Origin of the sequence: Calidithermus timidus DSM 17022 (assembly GCF_000373205.1) — a bacterium.
Classification (GTDB): domain Bacteria; phylum Deinococcota; class Deinococci; order Deinococcales; family Thermaceae; genus Calidithermus; species Calidithermus timidus.
Genome location: NZ_KB890687.1, coordinates 108,776 through 123,670, shown reverse-complemented (window position 1 = coordinate 123,670; position 14,895 = coordinate 108,776). Strand labels below are relative to the sequence as shown.

General features: G+C 68.2%; 10 protein-coding genes. 4 read left to right on the top strand and 6 right to left on the bottom strand.

What is annotated here, in order from left to right:
• Positions 1-19: 19 nt before the first annotated feature.
• Entirely contained in the window at positions 20-985 is a 966-nt protein-coding gene (locus tag B047_RS0100590; protein ID WP_018465019.1) for a hypothetical protein, read from the bottom strand.
• 86 nt (positions 986-1,071) lie between these two features.
• Between B047_RS0100590 and recG the strand changes: the two genes are divergently transcribed.
• Together recG and B047_RS0100580 are read left to right on the top strand one after the other, a co-directional pair.
• The gene (gene recG / locus B047_RS0100585; RefSeq protein WP_040778737.1) at positions 1,072-3,447 is read left to right on the top strand and encodes an ATP-dependent DNA helicase RecG; all 2,376 of its coding nucleotides are present in this window, start codon (positions 1,072-1,074) and stop codon (positions 3,445-3,447) included.
• 110 nt (positions 3,448-3,557) lie between these two features.
• Positions 3,558-3,782, top strand: a complete 225-nt coding sequence (locus tag B047_RS0100580) for a hypothetical protein (RefSeq protein WP_018465017.1) — start codon at positions 3,558-3,560, stop codon at positions 3,780-3,782.
• A 295-nt stretch (positions 3,783-4,077) separates the two neighbouring features.
• Here the strand turns inward: B047_RS0100580 and dnaX are convergent, their stop codons facing one another.
• From dnaX to B047_RS0100555, 4 genes are read right to left on the bottom strand one after another with little or no spacing between them, the layout of a single operon-like run.
• Positions 4,078-5,871, bottom strand: a complete 1,794-nt coding sequence (gene dnaX / locus B047_RS15935; protein WP_018465015.1) for a DNA polymerase III subunit gamma/tau — start codon at positions 5,869-5,871, stop codon at positions 4,078-4,080.
• A 42-nt stretch (positions 5,872-5,913) separates the two neighbouring features.
• The gene (locus B047_RS0100565; RefSeq protein WP_018465014.1) at positions 5,914-6,942 is read right to left on the bottom strand and encodes an ABC transporter ATP-binding protein; all 1,029 of its coding nucleotides are present in this window, start codon (positions 6,940-6,942) and stop codon (positions 5,914-5,916) included.
• Positions 6,942-9,077: an ABC transporter permease gene (locus B047_RS0100560; protein WP_018465013.1), complete on the bottom strand. Its 2,136-nt coding sequence runs from the start codon at positions 9,075-9,077 to the stop codon at positions 6,942-6,944. Before B047_RS0100560 ends, B047_RS0100565 begins: the two co-directional genes overlap by 1 nt.
• Positions 9,078-9,101: 24 nt before the next feature.
• Entirely contained in the window at positions 9,102-10,124 is a 1,023-nt protein-coding gene (locus B047_RS0100555; protein ID WP_018465012.1) for an ABC transporter substrate-binding protein, read from the bottom strand.
• 167 nt (positions 10,125-10,291) lie between these two features.
• On the opposite strand from B047_RS0100555, the gene B047_RS0100550 reads away from it, so the two are divergent.
• On the top strand, positions 10,292-11,920 hold the full coding sequence (locus B047_RS0100550; RefSeq protein WP_018465011.1) for a Na/Pi cotransporter family protein: 1,629 nt from the start codon (positions 10,292-10,294) through the stop codon (positions 11,918-11,920).
• A gap of 235 nt (positions 11,921-12,155) precedes the next feature.
• Here B047_RS0100550 and B047_RS0100545 read toward each other — a convergent pair whose 3' ends face one another.
• Complete coding sequence (locus tag B047_RS0100545) at positions 12,156-13,583, bottom strand: molybdopterin-dependent oxidoreductase (RefSeq protein ID WP_018465010.1); 1,428 nt, start codon at positions 13,581-13,583, stop codon at positions 12,156-12,158.
• 112 nt (positions 13,584-13,695) lie between these two features.
• On the opposite strand from B047_RS0100545, the gene B047_RS0100540 reads away from it, so the two are divergent.
• Positions 13,696-14,871, top strand: a complete 1,176-nt coding sequence (locus B047_RS0100540) for an alanyl-tRNA editing protein (RefSeq protein WP_018465009.1) — start codon at positions 13,696-13,698, stop codon at positions 14,869-14,871.
• Positions 14,872-14,895: the final 24 nt, after the last annotated feature.

Here is a 14,895-nt window from a genome sequence, read left to right as displayed (position 1 = left end):
ACCCGGAACCCCACACCCCCTACCACCCCCGCTGCCGGAACAACGGCACGAACTCCTCGGGCACGAACAGGCGGTCCTCGGGGAGGGGGATGGCGGGGTAGTCCTCGGGGTGGAGCAGGCGGGCTTTGGGGTCGTTGAGGTCGATGACCCAGCGGTTGGGGCCGCGGCCCCTGGCCAGGTTGACCAGCAGGCGCAGCTCCGAGGGGGAAAGGCGCAGGGGGCTGGTGGCGACGAAGAGCCCGATCTGCTGAGCTCGAGCCCGCTTGAGCGCGTTGCGGGCGCGGCCCAGCTTGGCGGCGGGGTCGTTGGCTTCGTCGTAAAGCTGCTGCGGGCTCATCACCGCGCCTTGCAGTGAAGCGCTGGCGAGGCGGGCCTTGAGGAAGGGGTCGATGTTGGGCCAGATGAAGTAGGGCAGCACCAGGCCGGCCTCGAGCATGCGGTCGTTGTAGCTGTGGCGACGGGCTTCGGGCAGCTTCCTGGCGGGGTCGTGGGGGTGGATGAAGGCCAGGAAGCGCCCGTAGCCGTCCATGACCTCGTAGGCGAAGGCCAGGAAGAAGCGGAACTCCTCCTTGCTCTGCCCCAGGGCCACCCGGTCGGCTTCGACCATCTGGGCCAGCCCTTTGCGGGCTTCCTGGGCGTGGAAATGGTGATTGGCGGCCACGCCGGGGCCGAGGAGGGCCTCGAGGTGCTGCTTGAGCCCCCGGCCGATCCGGACGTTGCGCAACGGGTCGCCGCTCAGAAAGGCTTCCCAGCGTGGGCTGCTCAGGGAGGGGAAGTCGCTGGGGCCGGAGTCGGGTAGCCGGGCGCTGACCTCCGGCGCGTCCACGCCCAGGAAGCGGATGCCAAAGTCGTCTGGCGCCCGCACGTCGATGGTGTCGCCGTCGTGGACGGCCTGAGCCGGGCTGCCGACCCCGCCTCCGTGCATGCCCAGCCCAAGCTGTCCGACGATCAGACCCGAACTCAACTGCTCGATGGTCTTGGCCATGTGCCCTCCCTGTAGCCTCCGAAACTCGAGGCCAAGTGTAGCGACCGGGCGGTTACGCCATCGTTACGCCTGGTTCATAAACCCCCATGCAGGTATGGCATGATGGGGCCGTGACCAAGGACGAGCTCAGGGAACGCCTGCTGCGACCCTTGCGCCGCGAGCTTTCCGACGGCGCGCAGGACCGGGTGGTGGCGGGTGGCCTCGAGAAGCTGGTGCGGAATTTGGGCCAGCCTTTCCCCGAACTCGCCCACCTCCTGGCGGGCTACCGCGAGATGGGCACCGCACAGCGCCTGGAGCGGCTGCAAAAAGCCATCGAGCTGCTGGGCAACGGGCAGGACCCCATCCTCACTGCCCCGGCCCGGCCCGCCCCCGTCGCTTCGCCGGCGCCGGAGGCGGCACAGCCGGTGGAGGAGCTCACCCTCGACACCCCGGTAGAGGCGCTGCCGCTGGGCGTGGGCGGGAAGAAGAAGCTGGGCGAGCTGGGCATCCGGGTGCTGCGCGACCTGCTGCACGGCTACCCCCGCCGCTACGAGGACCGCCGGGCCTTGCAGAGCGTGCGCGAGGTCGAGGAGGGCCAGAAGGCCACCGTGGTGGGCACGGTGCTCAGCCGCGAGCTGGTCAAGACCCCGCGCAAGGGGATGCAGCTGGTGCAGGTGCGCTTCATGGACGCGTGGGGCTGGAAGTTCACGGGCGTGTGGTTCAACCAGCCCTGGGTGCTCAAGCAGGTGCCCGAGGGGGCCAGCCTGCTGGTCTCGGGCCGGGTGCAGCGGCGCGGGGGCAACGTCTCGCTGATGGTGGAGTACTTCGAGGACGAGGCAGGTGAGTCGCTCTCGACCGGGCGCATCGTGCCGGTGTACCCCTCGCGCGAGGGCATCTCCCAGGCCTTTCTACGCCGCGCAGCCTGGCGGGCCCTCGAGGCCTTCCCCCGCATCCCCGACATGCTCGAGCCCTACCGCGCCGCCCTGGGGCTGCCCGACCTCGACTGGGCGCTGCGCCAGGCCCACTTCCCCGACTCCGAGGAAAAGCTCGAGCGGGCCCTCTACCGCCTCAAATTCGACGAGTTCTTGCTGCTCGAACTCAAGGTCATGATCCAGTCGGGTGGCTCGGCCTTGCTGGGGCGCTACTTCCGGGTGGAGCCACGCTGGCTCGAGCGCTTCCGCGACAACCTTCCCTTCAGCTTCACCAAAGCCCAGGAGCGGGTACTGGGCGAGATCCTCGCCGACATGCAGAGCGAGCGCCAGATGGCTCGGCTGCTGCAGGGCGACGTGGGCTCGGGCAAGACCGCTGTAGCCGCCGCCGCGCTCTACATCGCCGCGCAGAACGGAGCCCAGGGCGCCTTGATGGCCCCCACCGAGATCCTGGCCAAACAACACTACCAAAACCTGCAGAAATACCTCTTCCCCCTGGGCGTGACCGTGGATCTGCTGGTGGGCTCGATGCCCATGGCCGAGAAGCGCGGGGTGCTCGAGCGGCTCAAGTCGGCCCACACCGATGTGGTGGTGGGTACCCACGCCCTGATCCAAGAAGGCGTGGAGTTCAAGGATTTGGGCCTGGCGGTCATCGACGAGGAGCACCGCTTCGGCGTGCTGCAACGCCGCCGCCTCTTGGGCAACCGCCCCGACGTGCTGGTGATGTCGGCCACGCCCATCCCCCGCTCGCTGGCGCTGACGATGTACGGCGACCTCGAGGTCAGCGTCATCGACGAGCTGCCCCCCGGCCGCACCCCGGTCAAGACCAAAGTGCTCACCCAGAAAACCCGCCTGCAAGCCTACGCCTTTGCCCGCCAGGAAATCGCCAAGGGACACCAGGTCTTCGTGGTCACGCCCATGATCGAGGAGGGCGACAACGAGGCCACCGCCGAGCTGGCCGCCGCCACCAAGCTGGCCGACGAACTGCGCGAGCTGCTGCCCGACGTGCGCATCGAACTGCTGCACGGCAAGATGAAGGCCGAGGAGAAGGACTTAGTGATGGAGCGCTTCAAGAACGGTCACTTCGACCTGCTGGTAAGCACCACGGTGATCGAGGTGGGCGTGGACATCCCCCAGGCCACGTTGATGGTCATCGAGAACGCCGAGCGCTTCGGGCTGGCCCAACTTCACCAGCTCAGGGGCCGGGTGGGGCGGGGCGGCCTGGAGTCGTACTGCATCCTCATCGCGGGCGAGAGCAGCAAGAAGACCCTGAGCCGCCTGCGCATCATCGAGGAGAGCACCGACGGCTTCTACGTCGCGGAGAAAGACCTCGAGCTACGCGGCCCCGGCGAGCTGCGCGGCCTGCGCCAGTCCGGCATGCCCGACCTGCGCATCGGCGACCTGGCCTCCGACCAGGAGATCATCGAGAAAAGCCGTGAACTCGCCAAACAGATCCTCGAGGCCGACCCCTACCTCGCGGCCCCCCAGCACACCCTGCTCAAGCGCGAACTCCAGGCCCGCGCCGAGGCCATCGGGTTCCGTGAGGTGATTTAGGGCAGGAGCGGTAGCTAAGGGAGGCGCGTGGCCTGTGGCGGAAGGAACGCTTCTCTCCCGGAGGCGTCTTGTGTGCGACGTACACCCCACCTCCAGGAGTACCATAGAGCATGGCCTGGATTGCGGTGTTCGGATTGTTGCTGGCGGCATTCGTGGTGGTCTATGTGGCCCGTAAGCATTCGCGGGGGTATCCCGTCTCCACACCCACACCCCTCGAGCCCACCGCCTCGGTGATCGTGGACACGGACGACGCCCTTCCCGCCGAGATCGACTTCGACTCCGGCATCGAGGCGGGGCAGGGGGCGCTCGAGGCCCGAAAGCCAAAGGGGGATTGATGCCAGATTCGGTCAGTTCGTCCCCGAATGGGAACGCCTTTTTCGCCGACCGTCAGGGAGGATCACCCCCGAATCCCGTCTGGCAGGGGATCTGCTCCCTGACCCAGCCCTGACCTGCACGGGCTAGAGTGTCCTGGGAGGAGCACCATGGAAGTGCTGCTTTTTCTGCTCATCGGTGGGCTGCTGGCCTGGCCCATCGTGCAACTTTGGCTCGAAGCCCGGCGCGAGGAAGTGGAGTGGGGTTGAGCGCCCCAGTTGATTATCCTTTTGAATCCGGTATAAGCCAGCTGGAGGCTCACTCCTCGCCTGCTTCCTCGGCCTCTCCCCCACCCTCGGCACCGGCGGCGAGGGATTCCTTGGGGGTTTCACGGTGAATCTTGCGGATGCGGGCACCGAAGAGCTGGAGCAGCCTCTGAAAGCGCGGGTCGGCGGTGAGGTCCGAGCCAGAGGTGCGGGCCAGCGAAGGAGCCTCCTCCTCGAGGGGGGGCGATTCATAGGCTGGCTCGCCCAGGTCCTCGAACAGCGCATTTACGCTCGGGGGCTCGGGGGCAGGAGCTGGGACGGGCTGGGGCTGTGGGGCTTCGGCAGGCCGTGGATCGGGCGGCTGGGGCAGGGCTTCGGCCACCCGGTCGGCTACGGGCGCGGAGCTAAGGTGCTGGGGAGGGGCGGGGGAGCTAGGGGTTACTTTTTTTTTATCTCCGCCCAGCACCAGCTCCACCTCATAGTCGCCCATGACGTCCCGTACCGCCTTCTGGATGGCCTCGAGGTTCTTCTGGGCTCTCTGGTAGTGGAAGCCGGCCCGCTCGGGAAATACCAAAGTCAGCCTACGGCTGCCGTCTTCGGGAGGGTAAGGCCTGGCCTCGCGGAAGAAGGCCCGCAGGTTGACCCCGATCTGGCCCAGCACGTCCCGCCAGGCCTGGTTGAGGTCGGGTTGGGGAGCGGGGGACCCGGAGGCAGCATCGGCGGCAGGGGGGGGTGTGGAGCGGGCCCTGGGAGCTGGGCTGAAGTCGGGGACAGCAGAAGCCGGAGGCCTCACCTCGGCTGGGGTGGGGGCAACAGCGTGCAGGGCCTGGTAAGCCGCCAGCAGGGCCAGCTCGAGCGCCAGGGCGTCGGAGCGCTTGGCCAGGCGTTCGTGGGCCTGGTCGAGGGCGGTCATGGCCGCGACCAGGCGCTCCTCGGGGGCGCTGAGCTGCGGCCCCGTACCCAGGCCCAGCCGCGCGTAGAGCCCCGCCCGCAGGGCCTCCATCAGGCCCTGGGCCAGGGTGCGGGCGGCGAAGCCCTGGGTGTAGAGGCCCTGGGTGCGCTCGAGGGCCTCCCGGATACGTCCGGCGTCCAGCGCCTCGGCCACGGCGAAGAGGGCCGCCTGCGGGGGCAGGCCCAGCGCAGCCTCGGTTTGGGACAAGGTGATGACACCCTCCAAGGTCAACAAGCGGTCGAGCAGGCTCTCCCCGTCGCGCATGGCCCCGTCGGCCATGCGGGCCACCAGCCGCAGGGCAGCGGGCTCGGCCTCGCGGCCCAGACCGCGCACGATGCGGGCGAGCTTCTCGGCGATTTCTCCTTCGGAGAGGCGGCGGAAGCGGAAGTGCTGCGTGCGCGAGAGGATGGTGGGGGGCATGCGCTCGGGCTCGGTGGTGGCGAAGATGAAGATCACGTGCTCAGGGGGCTCCTCCAGCGTCTTGAGCAGCGCGTTGAAGGCGCTCTTGGACATCATGTGGGCCTCGTCGAGGATCACCACCTTGCGGCGGCCCAAAAGCGGGGCCAGCAGGATCTTCTCGCGCAGCTCGCGCACGTCCTCGACCGAGTTGTTGCTGGCGGCGTCGATCTCGAGCACGTCGGGGTGTCGCCCTTCGCGCACCAGCCGGCAGCCCTCGCACACCCCGCAGGGCTTGGGATCGGGGCCGGTGCAGTTGACGGCCTGGGCGATGAGGCGCGCGCTGGTGGTCTTTCCCACCCCCCGCGGCCCGGAAAAGAGGTAAGCCTGGGCCAGCCGCCCCGAACGCAGCGCGTTGAGGAGCACTTCCTTGACGTGCTCCTGCCCCACCATCTCGTCGAAGGTGGAGGGCCGGGCCTGGCGGTAAAGCGCACTCACAGGGCATAGCTTACCGCCAATCCGGGGCCTTTTCTCAGGCCCCTAAGCTGGGTAGGCCGTCGCCCAGGCTACGCGGAAGGGCACGGCCTCGCCGGTTTGCGGGCGCAGCTCGGAGGGCACGTAGGCCAGCACCTCGCCCCAGGGGCTCTCCAGGTAGACCTCGAAGCGCTCGCCCAGATAGGCCACCCGGCGAATGATGGCGCAGAGCTCACCCTCGCCCACGCGTACGTCCTCCGGGCGCAGGGCCAAGAGGGCGGGGCCGCTGAAGGGCTGGGGGGCGTAGGCCGCGAGCACCGCCGACCCCAGGCGCACGCGCACCCCCTGGCCGTCCGGCTGGGCCTCGCCCTTCAGCAGCGTGGTCATGCCGATGAAGCCGGCCACGAAGGGGTTGGCCGGGTAGCGGTAGATGGCCTCGGGCGTACCCACCTGCTGCAAGCGCCCGGCGTTCATCACCGCGATGCGGTCGGAGAGGGCCAGCGCCTCTTCCTGGTCGTGGGTGACGTAGAGCGCGGTGATGCCCAGCTCCTGCTGCAGGGCGCGCAGCTCGGCGCGCACCGAGCGGCGCAGCTTGGCATCGAGGTTGGACAGCGGCTCGTCGAAGAGCAGCAGGGGGGGCTCGAGGACCAGGGCGCGGGCCACGGCCACCCGCTGCTGCTGGCCCCCGGAGAGGGTGTGCGGGGCTCGGTCACCCAGGCCCCCCAGGCCCACCCGCTCCAGCGCCGCTTCGACCCGGCGGCGGATCTCGGGGATCGGCAGGCGCTGGGTGCGCAACCCGTAAGCCACGTTCTCAAAAACCGACATGTGCGGGAAGAGGGCGTAGCTCTGAAAGACCATACCCAGGCCGCGCTGGTGAGCGGGCAACTCGGTGATGTCACGCTCGCCCAGCAGGATGCGGCCACTGCTGGGCTGCTCGAGGCCCGCCACCATGCGCAGCGTGGTGGTCTTTCCGCAACCCGAGGGGCCCAGCAGGGTGAGGAAGGTGCCCGGGGGTACCTCGAGCTCGAGGCGGTCGACGGCCAGGGTCTGGCCGAAACGCTTGCTCAACTCTTCCAGTCGCAGGGCGACGCTCATCACACCCCTCCCCCAAGGCGCACATCGAAGCGGCGGGTGAGCGGGAACAAGAGCAGCACCACCGCCAGCAGGCTCAGGATCATCACCGTGCTCATGGCCGCAGCACGGCCCATCTGCCCCTGCTCCACCCAGCCCAACAGCAGCACCGTGGCCAGCAGGTTCCCCGGGCCCACCAAGAAGATGATCTGGCTCACAGCGGTCATGCCCCGCACGAAGGCGAAGGCCAGGCCGCCGATGAAGGCCGGTAGCAGCAGGGGCAGCACGACGCGGCTCAAGGTGCGGCCCGTGGAACTGCCCAGGGTGGCCGAGGCTTCCTCGAGGGCCGGCTCGATCTGGGTCAGGCCGGCCACCCCGGCGCGAATGCCCACCGGTACCTCGCGGAAGATCAGCGCCAGGATGATGATCATGGTGGTGCCGGTGAGCACCCAAGGCTCAGCGTTGAAGGCCAGCACGTACCCCACGCCCATGACCGTGCCCGGCATGGCGAAGGAGAGCAGCGCCGAGAATTCCAGCAACCGCTTGCCCGCGAACTCCTGCCGAAAGACCAAATAGGCCAGCACGAAGCCAAGGACGGCGGTGGGGATGGCCGCAATCAGTGCGATCTTGAAGGTGTTGGCGAAGACCGGCAGGCCCAGGACAAGGAAGTCCTGGTAGTGCTTGAGGGTGGGGGTGTAATTGAAGCCCCATAGCTGTACGAAGGAACCCACGATCACCGAGCCGTAGAGGCTCACCACCAACAGCCCCCACACAGCCAGCAGCGCAATGAGGGCGGCCTCGAGGGCCTCCGGCAGCGGCAGTGGCCGGCCCCCACTGGGCTTGCCGGTGGTGGTCACGAAGGAGGTCTGGCCCAGCCAGCGGTACTGCAACCAGAAGACCAGTAGCACCAGCGCCAGCAGCACCAACCCATACACCGCCGCCTCGACCGGGTCGTAGCGCCCGGTGAAGGCGATGAAGACCTCGGTGGCCAGGTAGTTGCGGTCCCCGCCCAGGATCAAGGGGTTGCCGAAGTCGGAGAGCGACTCGATCACCGCCAACAGCAGGGCGTTGGCCAACCCTGGGCGCAGGAGCGGCCAGGTCACGGTGCGGAAGACCCGCCAGCGGCTCGAGCCCAGGCTCCAGGCAGCTTCCTCGAGCGAGGCATTGAGGCCCTGCACGCTGCCGCGCAGCACCAGAAAGGCCACGGGGGCGAAGGCCAGCACCTGCGCGGCGATCAGACCCACCGGCCCGAAGAGGAAGTTGCTGTCGAGGCCCAGCAGGTGGGCCGAGACGAAGCCATTGCGCCCGAACATCAGAATCAGTGCAAAGGCCAGCACGAAGGGCGGGGTGATGAGGGGTAGCAGCGCCAGCCCGCCCAGCAGCGGCTGCAAAAAGCGCAGGCGGGTGCGTTGCTGCAGGATGGCGAAGGCCAGGCCCAGCAGCGTCGAGAGCGGGGCCACCACGCCGGCCACCAGCAAGCTCGAGGCCAACGCCCCCCGCCCGAAGAGGGCCACTCCCAGGGCCACCCCCACCCCGAGGCCGACCAGGAGGCCACGCAGGCGGCGGGCCCGATCCAGTCCGGCTCCCACCAGCGCGACCACCGTCGCCACCAGCAGCGCGCGCAGGGTCTCGGAGGAGGGGGTGAAGGGGTTTTCCAGCATCAGGAAGCGCGAATCGCGCAGCACACCCAGCAGGCGCTCGAGCGTCACCGCGCGCGCCATCCCCAGCAGCGGGTAGACGATGAAGAGGAAGATCAGGAGGGCCGAACTCAGGATCAGCGCCCCCAGCAGCGGGTCGCGAAAGCGCCCGGCCTCGGCCAGGGCGTAACCGAGGGCGAAAACCAAGGCAAAGCCCACCACCACCATGCCGGGGCCCAGCGTCCAATCCGCCAGCGCCAGCCCGCCCACCAGCCCGATGAAGGCAATGGCCGTCACCGTCGCCACCCGCACCGCCCGCGCCCGCCGCGCTCCCGGAGCGATGGCCAGCGCCAGGGCCAGGAGTTGCGCCAGCCCCAGAGCCCAGGCCCAGGGCCCGGCCTGCAGGGCCAGCGGCCAACCGGAGCCAGCCTGCCAGGGGAGCGCCCCCCAAGCCAACAAGGCCAGGAGCAGGGGCCCGCGGGTCGTGGATGGCGGGGTGTGGGTGCGTCGCAGGGTGGCCATGACCTCTTCTTCAGGCTTTTAGGGCTACCTGGGCTGCGGGAAGACCTCCTTGGTCCAGCGGCCCACGATGCGGTCGCGCACCTCGGTGGAGCCGTACTTGGCGAAGTCGTACCTGATCAGGGTGATCGAGGCCAGCTTGGGCGAGTTCGGCGGCACCGGGGTCTTCTTATTGGACTGAATCTGCAAAGAGCCGACCTTGGCAGCGATGGCCTGCGCCTCGGGGGTGAGGGCCCACTCGATGAAGCGGATGGCCGCCTCGCGGTTGGGGGCACCCTTGATCAGGCTCAGGCCGCCGATCTCGTAGCCAGTGCCCTCGAGCGGGAAGTAAACCTTGAGGGGGAAGCCTTCCAGCGCGAATTTCACCCCGTCGTGGGCGAACTGCACAGCAATGGCCACGTCGCCGCGCCCGGCCAGTTGGCCCGGAGCCGAGCCCGAGCGGGTGTACTGGGCGATGTTGCGGTGGATCTTGGCCAGCAGCTTGAAGGCCTCCTCCTCGCCGTAGATCTGGACCAGGGTGGCCAAGATGGTGTAGCCGGTGCCCGAGGTGTTGGGATCGGGCATGGCGATGAGCCCCTTGTAGCGTGGGTCGGCCAGGTCGGTCCAGCGCCGGGGCTCGGGTAGGTTGCGTCGCTGCAGAACCTGGGAGTTGACCACGAAGCCGATGGCGCCGGTGTAGAGGGGGATGTAGGTTTCGCCTACCGCTCGGCGCAGGTCCTCGCGGATGTCGTTCCAGGAGGAGGGCTTGTAGAACTCGGTGAGCCCCTCCTTGAAGGCGATGAGGTGGGGGTCGCCGGTGCCGCCGAACCAAACGTCGAACTGCGGCCTCGAGGCCTCCGCGCGCAGCCGGGCCAGGCCCTCCCCCGAGCTCAGGCGCACGAAGCGCAGGTCGATGCCGGTGGCCTGCTTGAAAGCGGGGCCCAGGGCCTCACACCAGGCCAGGTCGGGGCTGCACAGGACGTTGACCACCCTCGGTTGGGCGAAGGCAAAGCCGAGCAAACAGAGGACCGCAACGAGGAGCATGCGGAAGACCCGCACCACACCAGCCATATTTTCCTCCTTGGCCGAATCATCAAGCCTAGCCACGGAATTGTCAAGGGCGGTCGCTCCCGCTCCCAACGGGGAATCCCGCGAAAATCGTGTAATATGTTTACGTTTGCCACCATGCTCCAGCCTTATATGGATTCAACCCATAAAAATGCCGGAGGAGCGGGCTGATGCTCGAGGCCCTGGGCGGTCTGGCCCTGCTGGTGCGGGGGCTGGTCATCCTCTCCCAGGCCCTGGCCGTCTTGGTGGGCGGCCCGGCCCGCAAGGTCCTGACCTGGGCCACCGCAGCTCCGCTGCGGGCCTGGCTGGCCGGGGTCCTGGTGGGGGCCATCTCCCTCAACAGCTCGGCCCTGGGGCTCTCCGCCATCAGCCTGGCCACAGCGGGAATCGCCGGCTTCGCCCCGGCGCTGGTGTTGGGCCTGGCCGCTAAGGCCGGGGCCACGGTGGCGCTGATCCTCGCCGCCACTCCCCTCGGCGCCCTGGCCCTGCCGGCGATCGGGCTGGGCTTCGTGCTCACGCTGCACCGGCGAAGCCAGGCCCTGGGCGAGGCCATTTTGGGGCTGGGAATGCTGCTCTTGGGGATCGGCCTGATGGTCCAGGGCCTGCTCCCCCTGACCAAGAGTGAGTTCTTCAACCTGGTGAGCCGCAGCCTGGAAGCCTCCCCGGCGGGCCTGTGGCTGCTGGGTTTTGCCCTGGCCACCGGCCTGGGCTCGGCCAACGCCGTGGCGGCCTTGGCCCTGGCCCTGGCGGGGTCGGGGGTGTTCAACCTCGAGGCCGCCTTAGCCCTAGCCCTGGGCGGGGGAGCCGGTTCGGGGATGGTCTTGGTTCTCACCAATTGGAAAAACACTCCCCTGGCCCGGCGGATCGCCCTGGCGCATCTGGGCTCGAAGGTGCTGCTCTCGCTGCCCTTCTTGGCTTGGGTACGGGCTTACGCGGCCATGAGCGCGCAAGTCGCCGACGTGCTGGGCCTGAGCCTGCCCTCCGGACCCTCGGGGGCGCTGGCCGTGGGGCATCTCCTCTATCACCTCCTGGCTTCGGTCCTGGTGCTGCCTTTTCTAGCTCCCCTCGAGCGCCTCATGCGGCGGGTGGTCCCCGACGTGGGGCAGGAGATCAGCCCCAAATACCTCTCGCCGGAAGCCCTCGACTCGCGCGAGCTGGCCTCGAGCCTGGCCCTGCGCGAAGTCGGGCGCATTGGAGACCAGCTCACGCAGATGCTCTCCGAGACGGTGAGGATCCTGGCCCAAGGAAGCGGAGACACCGCCGACGTGGCCCGGCGCGAGGAAAAAGTGGACCAGTTGGCCAGGGCCATCGTGCTCTACCTCAGCGACCTCTCGGCCCGCCACCCCGGCTACTCCCCGCTGGTGCTGATCATGGCCGCCAGCGAGATCGAACACATGGGCGACCAGGTGCGCCGGATGCTGCGCAAGCAGGACAAGCTCTACGCGCAGAACCTGGAGTTCTCCGAGGAGGGCCGCACCGAGCTGGCCGAGGCCGCCGAGCGGGTGCTGGAGCGGCTGCGTCTCTCGCTGGCTGCCCTGGCGACCCGCAGCGAGCTCCTCGCCGAGCAGGTCATCTCCGAGCGCGCGCGCATGGAGCGCTATTTGCTCGAGCTGCGCCGCTCCCACCTCAGCCGCCTCGAGCGGGGCCGGGTGGAATCCAGGGCCACCACCCTGGCCCACCTGGACCTGCTGATCGTGCTCGACGAGCTCGACCAGAGCATCACCCGCCTCGCTGCGCTCTCGCAAGACCTCCGCCAACCCGCCGCCGAGGGCCGGCTTTCCCCCCAATCCCCCAACTGATACCAGATTCGGTTAGTTCGTCACCATTCGGTGACGAACTAACCCGACCGAAGGGAGTGCTCTAGGATTCAAAAAGATAGCCCCTGGGTTTTTGGTTTTGAAGAGTATCTTTTTGAATCCGGTATGATACCGGATCCCAAAAGATAATCCCCCAAAGCAAAGACGCCGCCTTTCCCATACGGCCTACATGTGGGCGGTATTCATGGGAGCCGCCCCGAAGCCGAGAAGGCCCTTTCTACCCCACCCGCACCCTGAGGGTGTGGTACCCCGTGGCCCCATCGGGCAATGGCTCGCGCACCGTGGCGTCCTGGATGCGTCCGCTTACCTCCACCGCCCGCACCTGAAGGGTGTGGTCGCCCCTCTGAGGCTTCCAGGGCAGGGCCCACTGCTGCCAGGCGTACCGGGCGCGGGGAGGTCTGAGCTGGGCCTTCTGCCAGGTCTTGCCCCCGTCGAACGAGACCTCGACGCGCTCGAGGGGCCGCCCCCCCGCGTAGGCGATGCCCGCGACGAAGATCTCCTCACCCGCCCTGAGCCGGGCGTTTTGCCGGGGGGTGTCGATGCGGCTCATGGTGCGGATCTCTGCGCTCTTGCTCCAGCCGCGCTGGGCCCAGTAGCCGGTGACTTCCCTGTCGGAGAGGGTGATCTTGGTGAGCCACTTAGGCTGCTTCATCCCGTAACGCCCCGGTAGCAGGATGCGGGTGGGGTAGCCGTGCTTGGGCTCGAGGTCCTCGAACTCACCCGTCTCGGGGTTCTCGGCGGCGTAGGCCAGCATGGCCTCGGGGGGCACCTCGGCCAGGGCGATGGATTCGGTGTAGCGATCCGCCGCTTCCCAGACGATAAATTTGGCCTCCGCCCTCACACCAGCCCTCTCCAGCAGGGTCTTGAGGAGAACCCCCCGCCACCTGAGGCAGCCGATCAGGTCGCCGCCGATGGGGTTAGAAATACAGGCCATGGTGTGGATGAGTTCCACGCTGGGCAGGGCTTTGATCTCCTCGAGCCCCAGGCTGAAGGGTCTGTTCACCAGTCCACCGATCTCGAGCCGGTAGGGCCTGCCCAGGAGGTTGGGGTCGAGGAAGGCGGGGTTCTTGGAGACCTGGTAGAGCCGCGGCTGGCCGATCAGCTCGGGCCACAACCCCGCGATCTTCTCCCACACGATCTTCGCCTGGGCCCTGATCTCCCCCCACAACGCCAGACCCACCGCCAGCACCCCCAGCGCCTTGAGGCTCTCGCGACGGGCTGGGTCAGCGGTGGAGGTCCTTGCAGCTTTGGACCCACGCCGAACAGCCAGCACCAGCCCGGCGAAGAGCGCCGTGTAGAGCCCAGCAGCGACCCACCCACCAGGCAGGACAAAGGCGCTGGTGGCGTAGACCCCAAAGGCCAGCAGCAGGCCCAGCGGAAGCCGGCGCCGCGTCGTCCACCACAAGAAGGGATGGAGCAGCAGCCAGAGTAGGGCCGCTCCCGCGAAAGCCAGGTTCTTGGTCAGTTCGCCGTAGCCAAAGAGGCCGTGTATCAGGTTGAACATAGCCGGGGTGCCCAGCCAGTAGGTGATCTGAGCGAAGAGGCCCTCCAGCGGATACGCCACGCCTAAGCCCCGTAGACCAAACCCCACCAGGCCGAGCCCCAACCCCACCCCTATTCCCCACATCCAATCCGCGCGGTTCATGAGCACCTCTGACTTCCCCTACGCAGCATCCGACCGAGAGGGATTCTCTATGATCGGCCAAAGCTCGAGGCCTGTGGGTAAGCCCCCTGACCAAAGCCTTTAGACTGAATTCGTGCGCCTTTACTGGGAACACCCCTACGAGAGTGAGTTCAGCGCCCGCGTGCTACGGGCCTGGAGCGAGGGCAAGAAACATTTCGCCGTGCTGGAGCAGACCCTATTCTACCCCACCGCCGGAGGGCAAGCCTGCGATACCGGCGTACTGGGCGGGGTGAGGGTGCTGGAGGTGCTCGAGGAGGGCAAAGCCAAGGGGGACATCGTCCACGTGCTCGAGGCACCCCTGCCCGAGGGCAGCGAGGTGAGGGGCCAGCTCGACTGGTCGCGCCGCTACCGCCACATGCAGCGCCACACCGCCGAGCACATCCTCTGCCAGGCCTTCCTGCGGGCGGGGGGCTGGGAGGTTCAGGCCGTCAACATGAGCAACCCCATCTGCACCCTCGACTTCGCCGCCGAGCCCGAGGCAGCCGTGGTGCAGCAGGCCGAGGCCCTGGCCAACTGGGCGGTCTACGCCAACATCCCCACCCGCAGCTTCTTCATCGAAGAGCACGAGCTGGGGCAGTACCCCCTGCGCCGTGCCCCCAAGGTCTCGGGGCAAATCCGCATCGTCGAGATCGAGGGCTGGGACATGGTGGCTTGCGGCGGAACCCACCTCTGGCGCACGGGCGAGGCCGGACCCATCAAGGTGCTCAAGTTCGAGCGCCACAAGGGCGGCACGCGGGTCTACTTCAGCGCGGGGTGGGAGGCGCTGGAGCTGTTCTCCCAGGAGCACGCCGTGCTCTCGCGGCTGGGCGAACGCTTCAGCACCCAGGGCCTCGAGGTGGAAAGGCCTATCGCCAACCTGCGCGAGGAGTTCTACAGGCTCAAGGGCGAGAACGCCGCCCTGCGCGACGAGCTGGCCGAGCGCTACATGCGCGACCTGCTGGCCGAGCACCCCGGCCACAAGATCGCCGCGCTGGTCCCGGCGGTGATCCTCGAGGCCGTGGGCAAACGCCTGGCCGAGTGGCCGGGCACCCTGGCCCTGCTGGTGGCTCCTGGCGAGGACAAAGCCCGCTTCGTGCTGGTCAAGCACCCCCTGCACCCCCTGCACCTGCCCACCTTCTTCAAGGAAACCCTGCAAGCCCTGGGCGCGCGGGGCGGCGGCACCGACGTCGTGATGGGAGTCCTGCCCCCCACAGCCGTGCACGACGCGCTGGACGCCTTCCGCCGGGCAGTGGCGGAGGGGAAGGGATAGCGCCGGGGCACCGCGCTCGAGGAG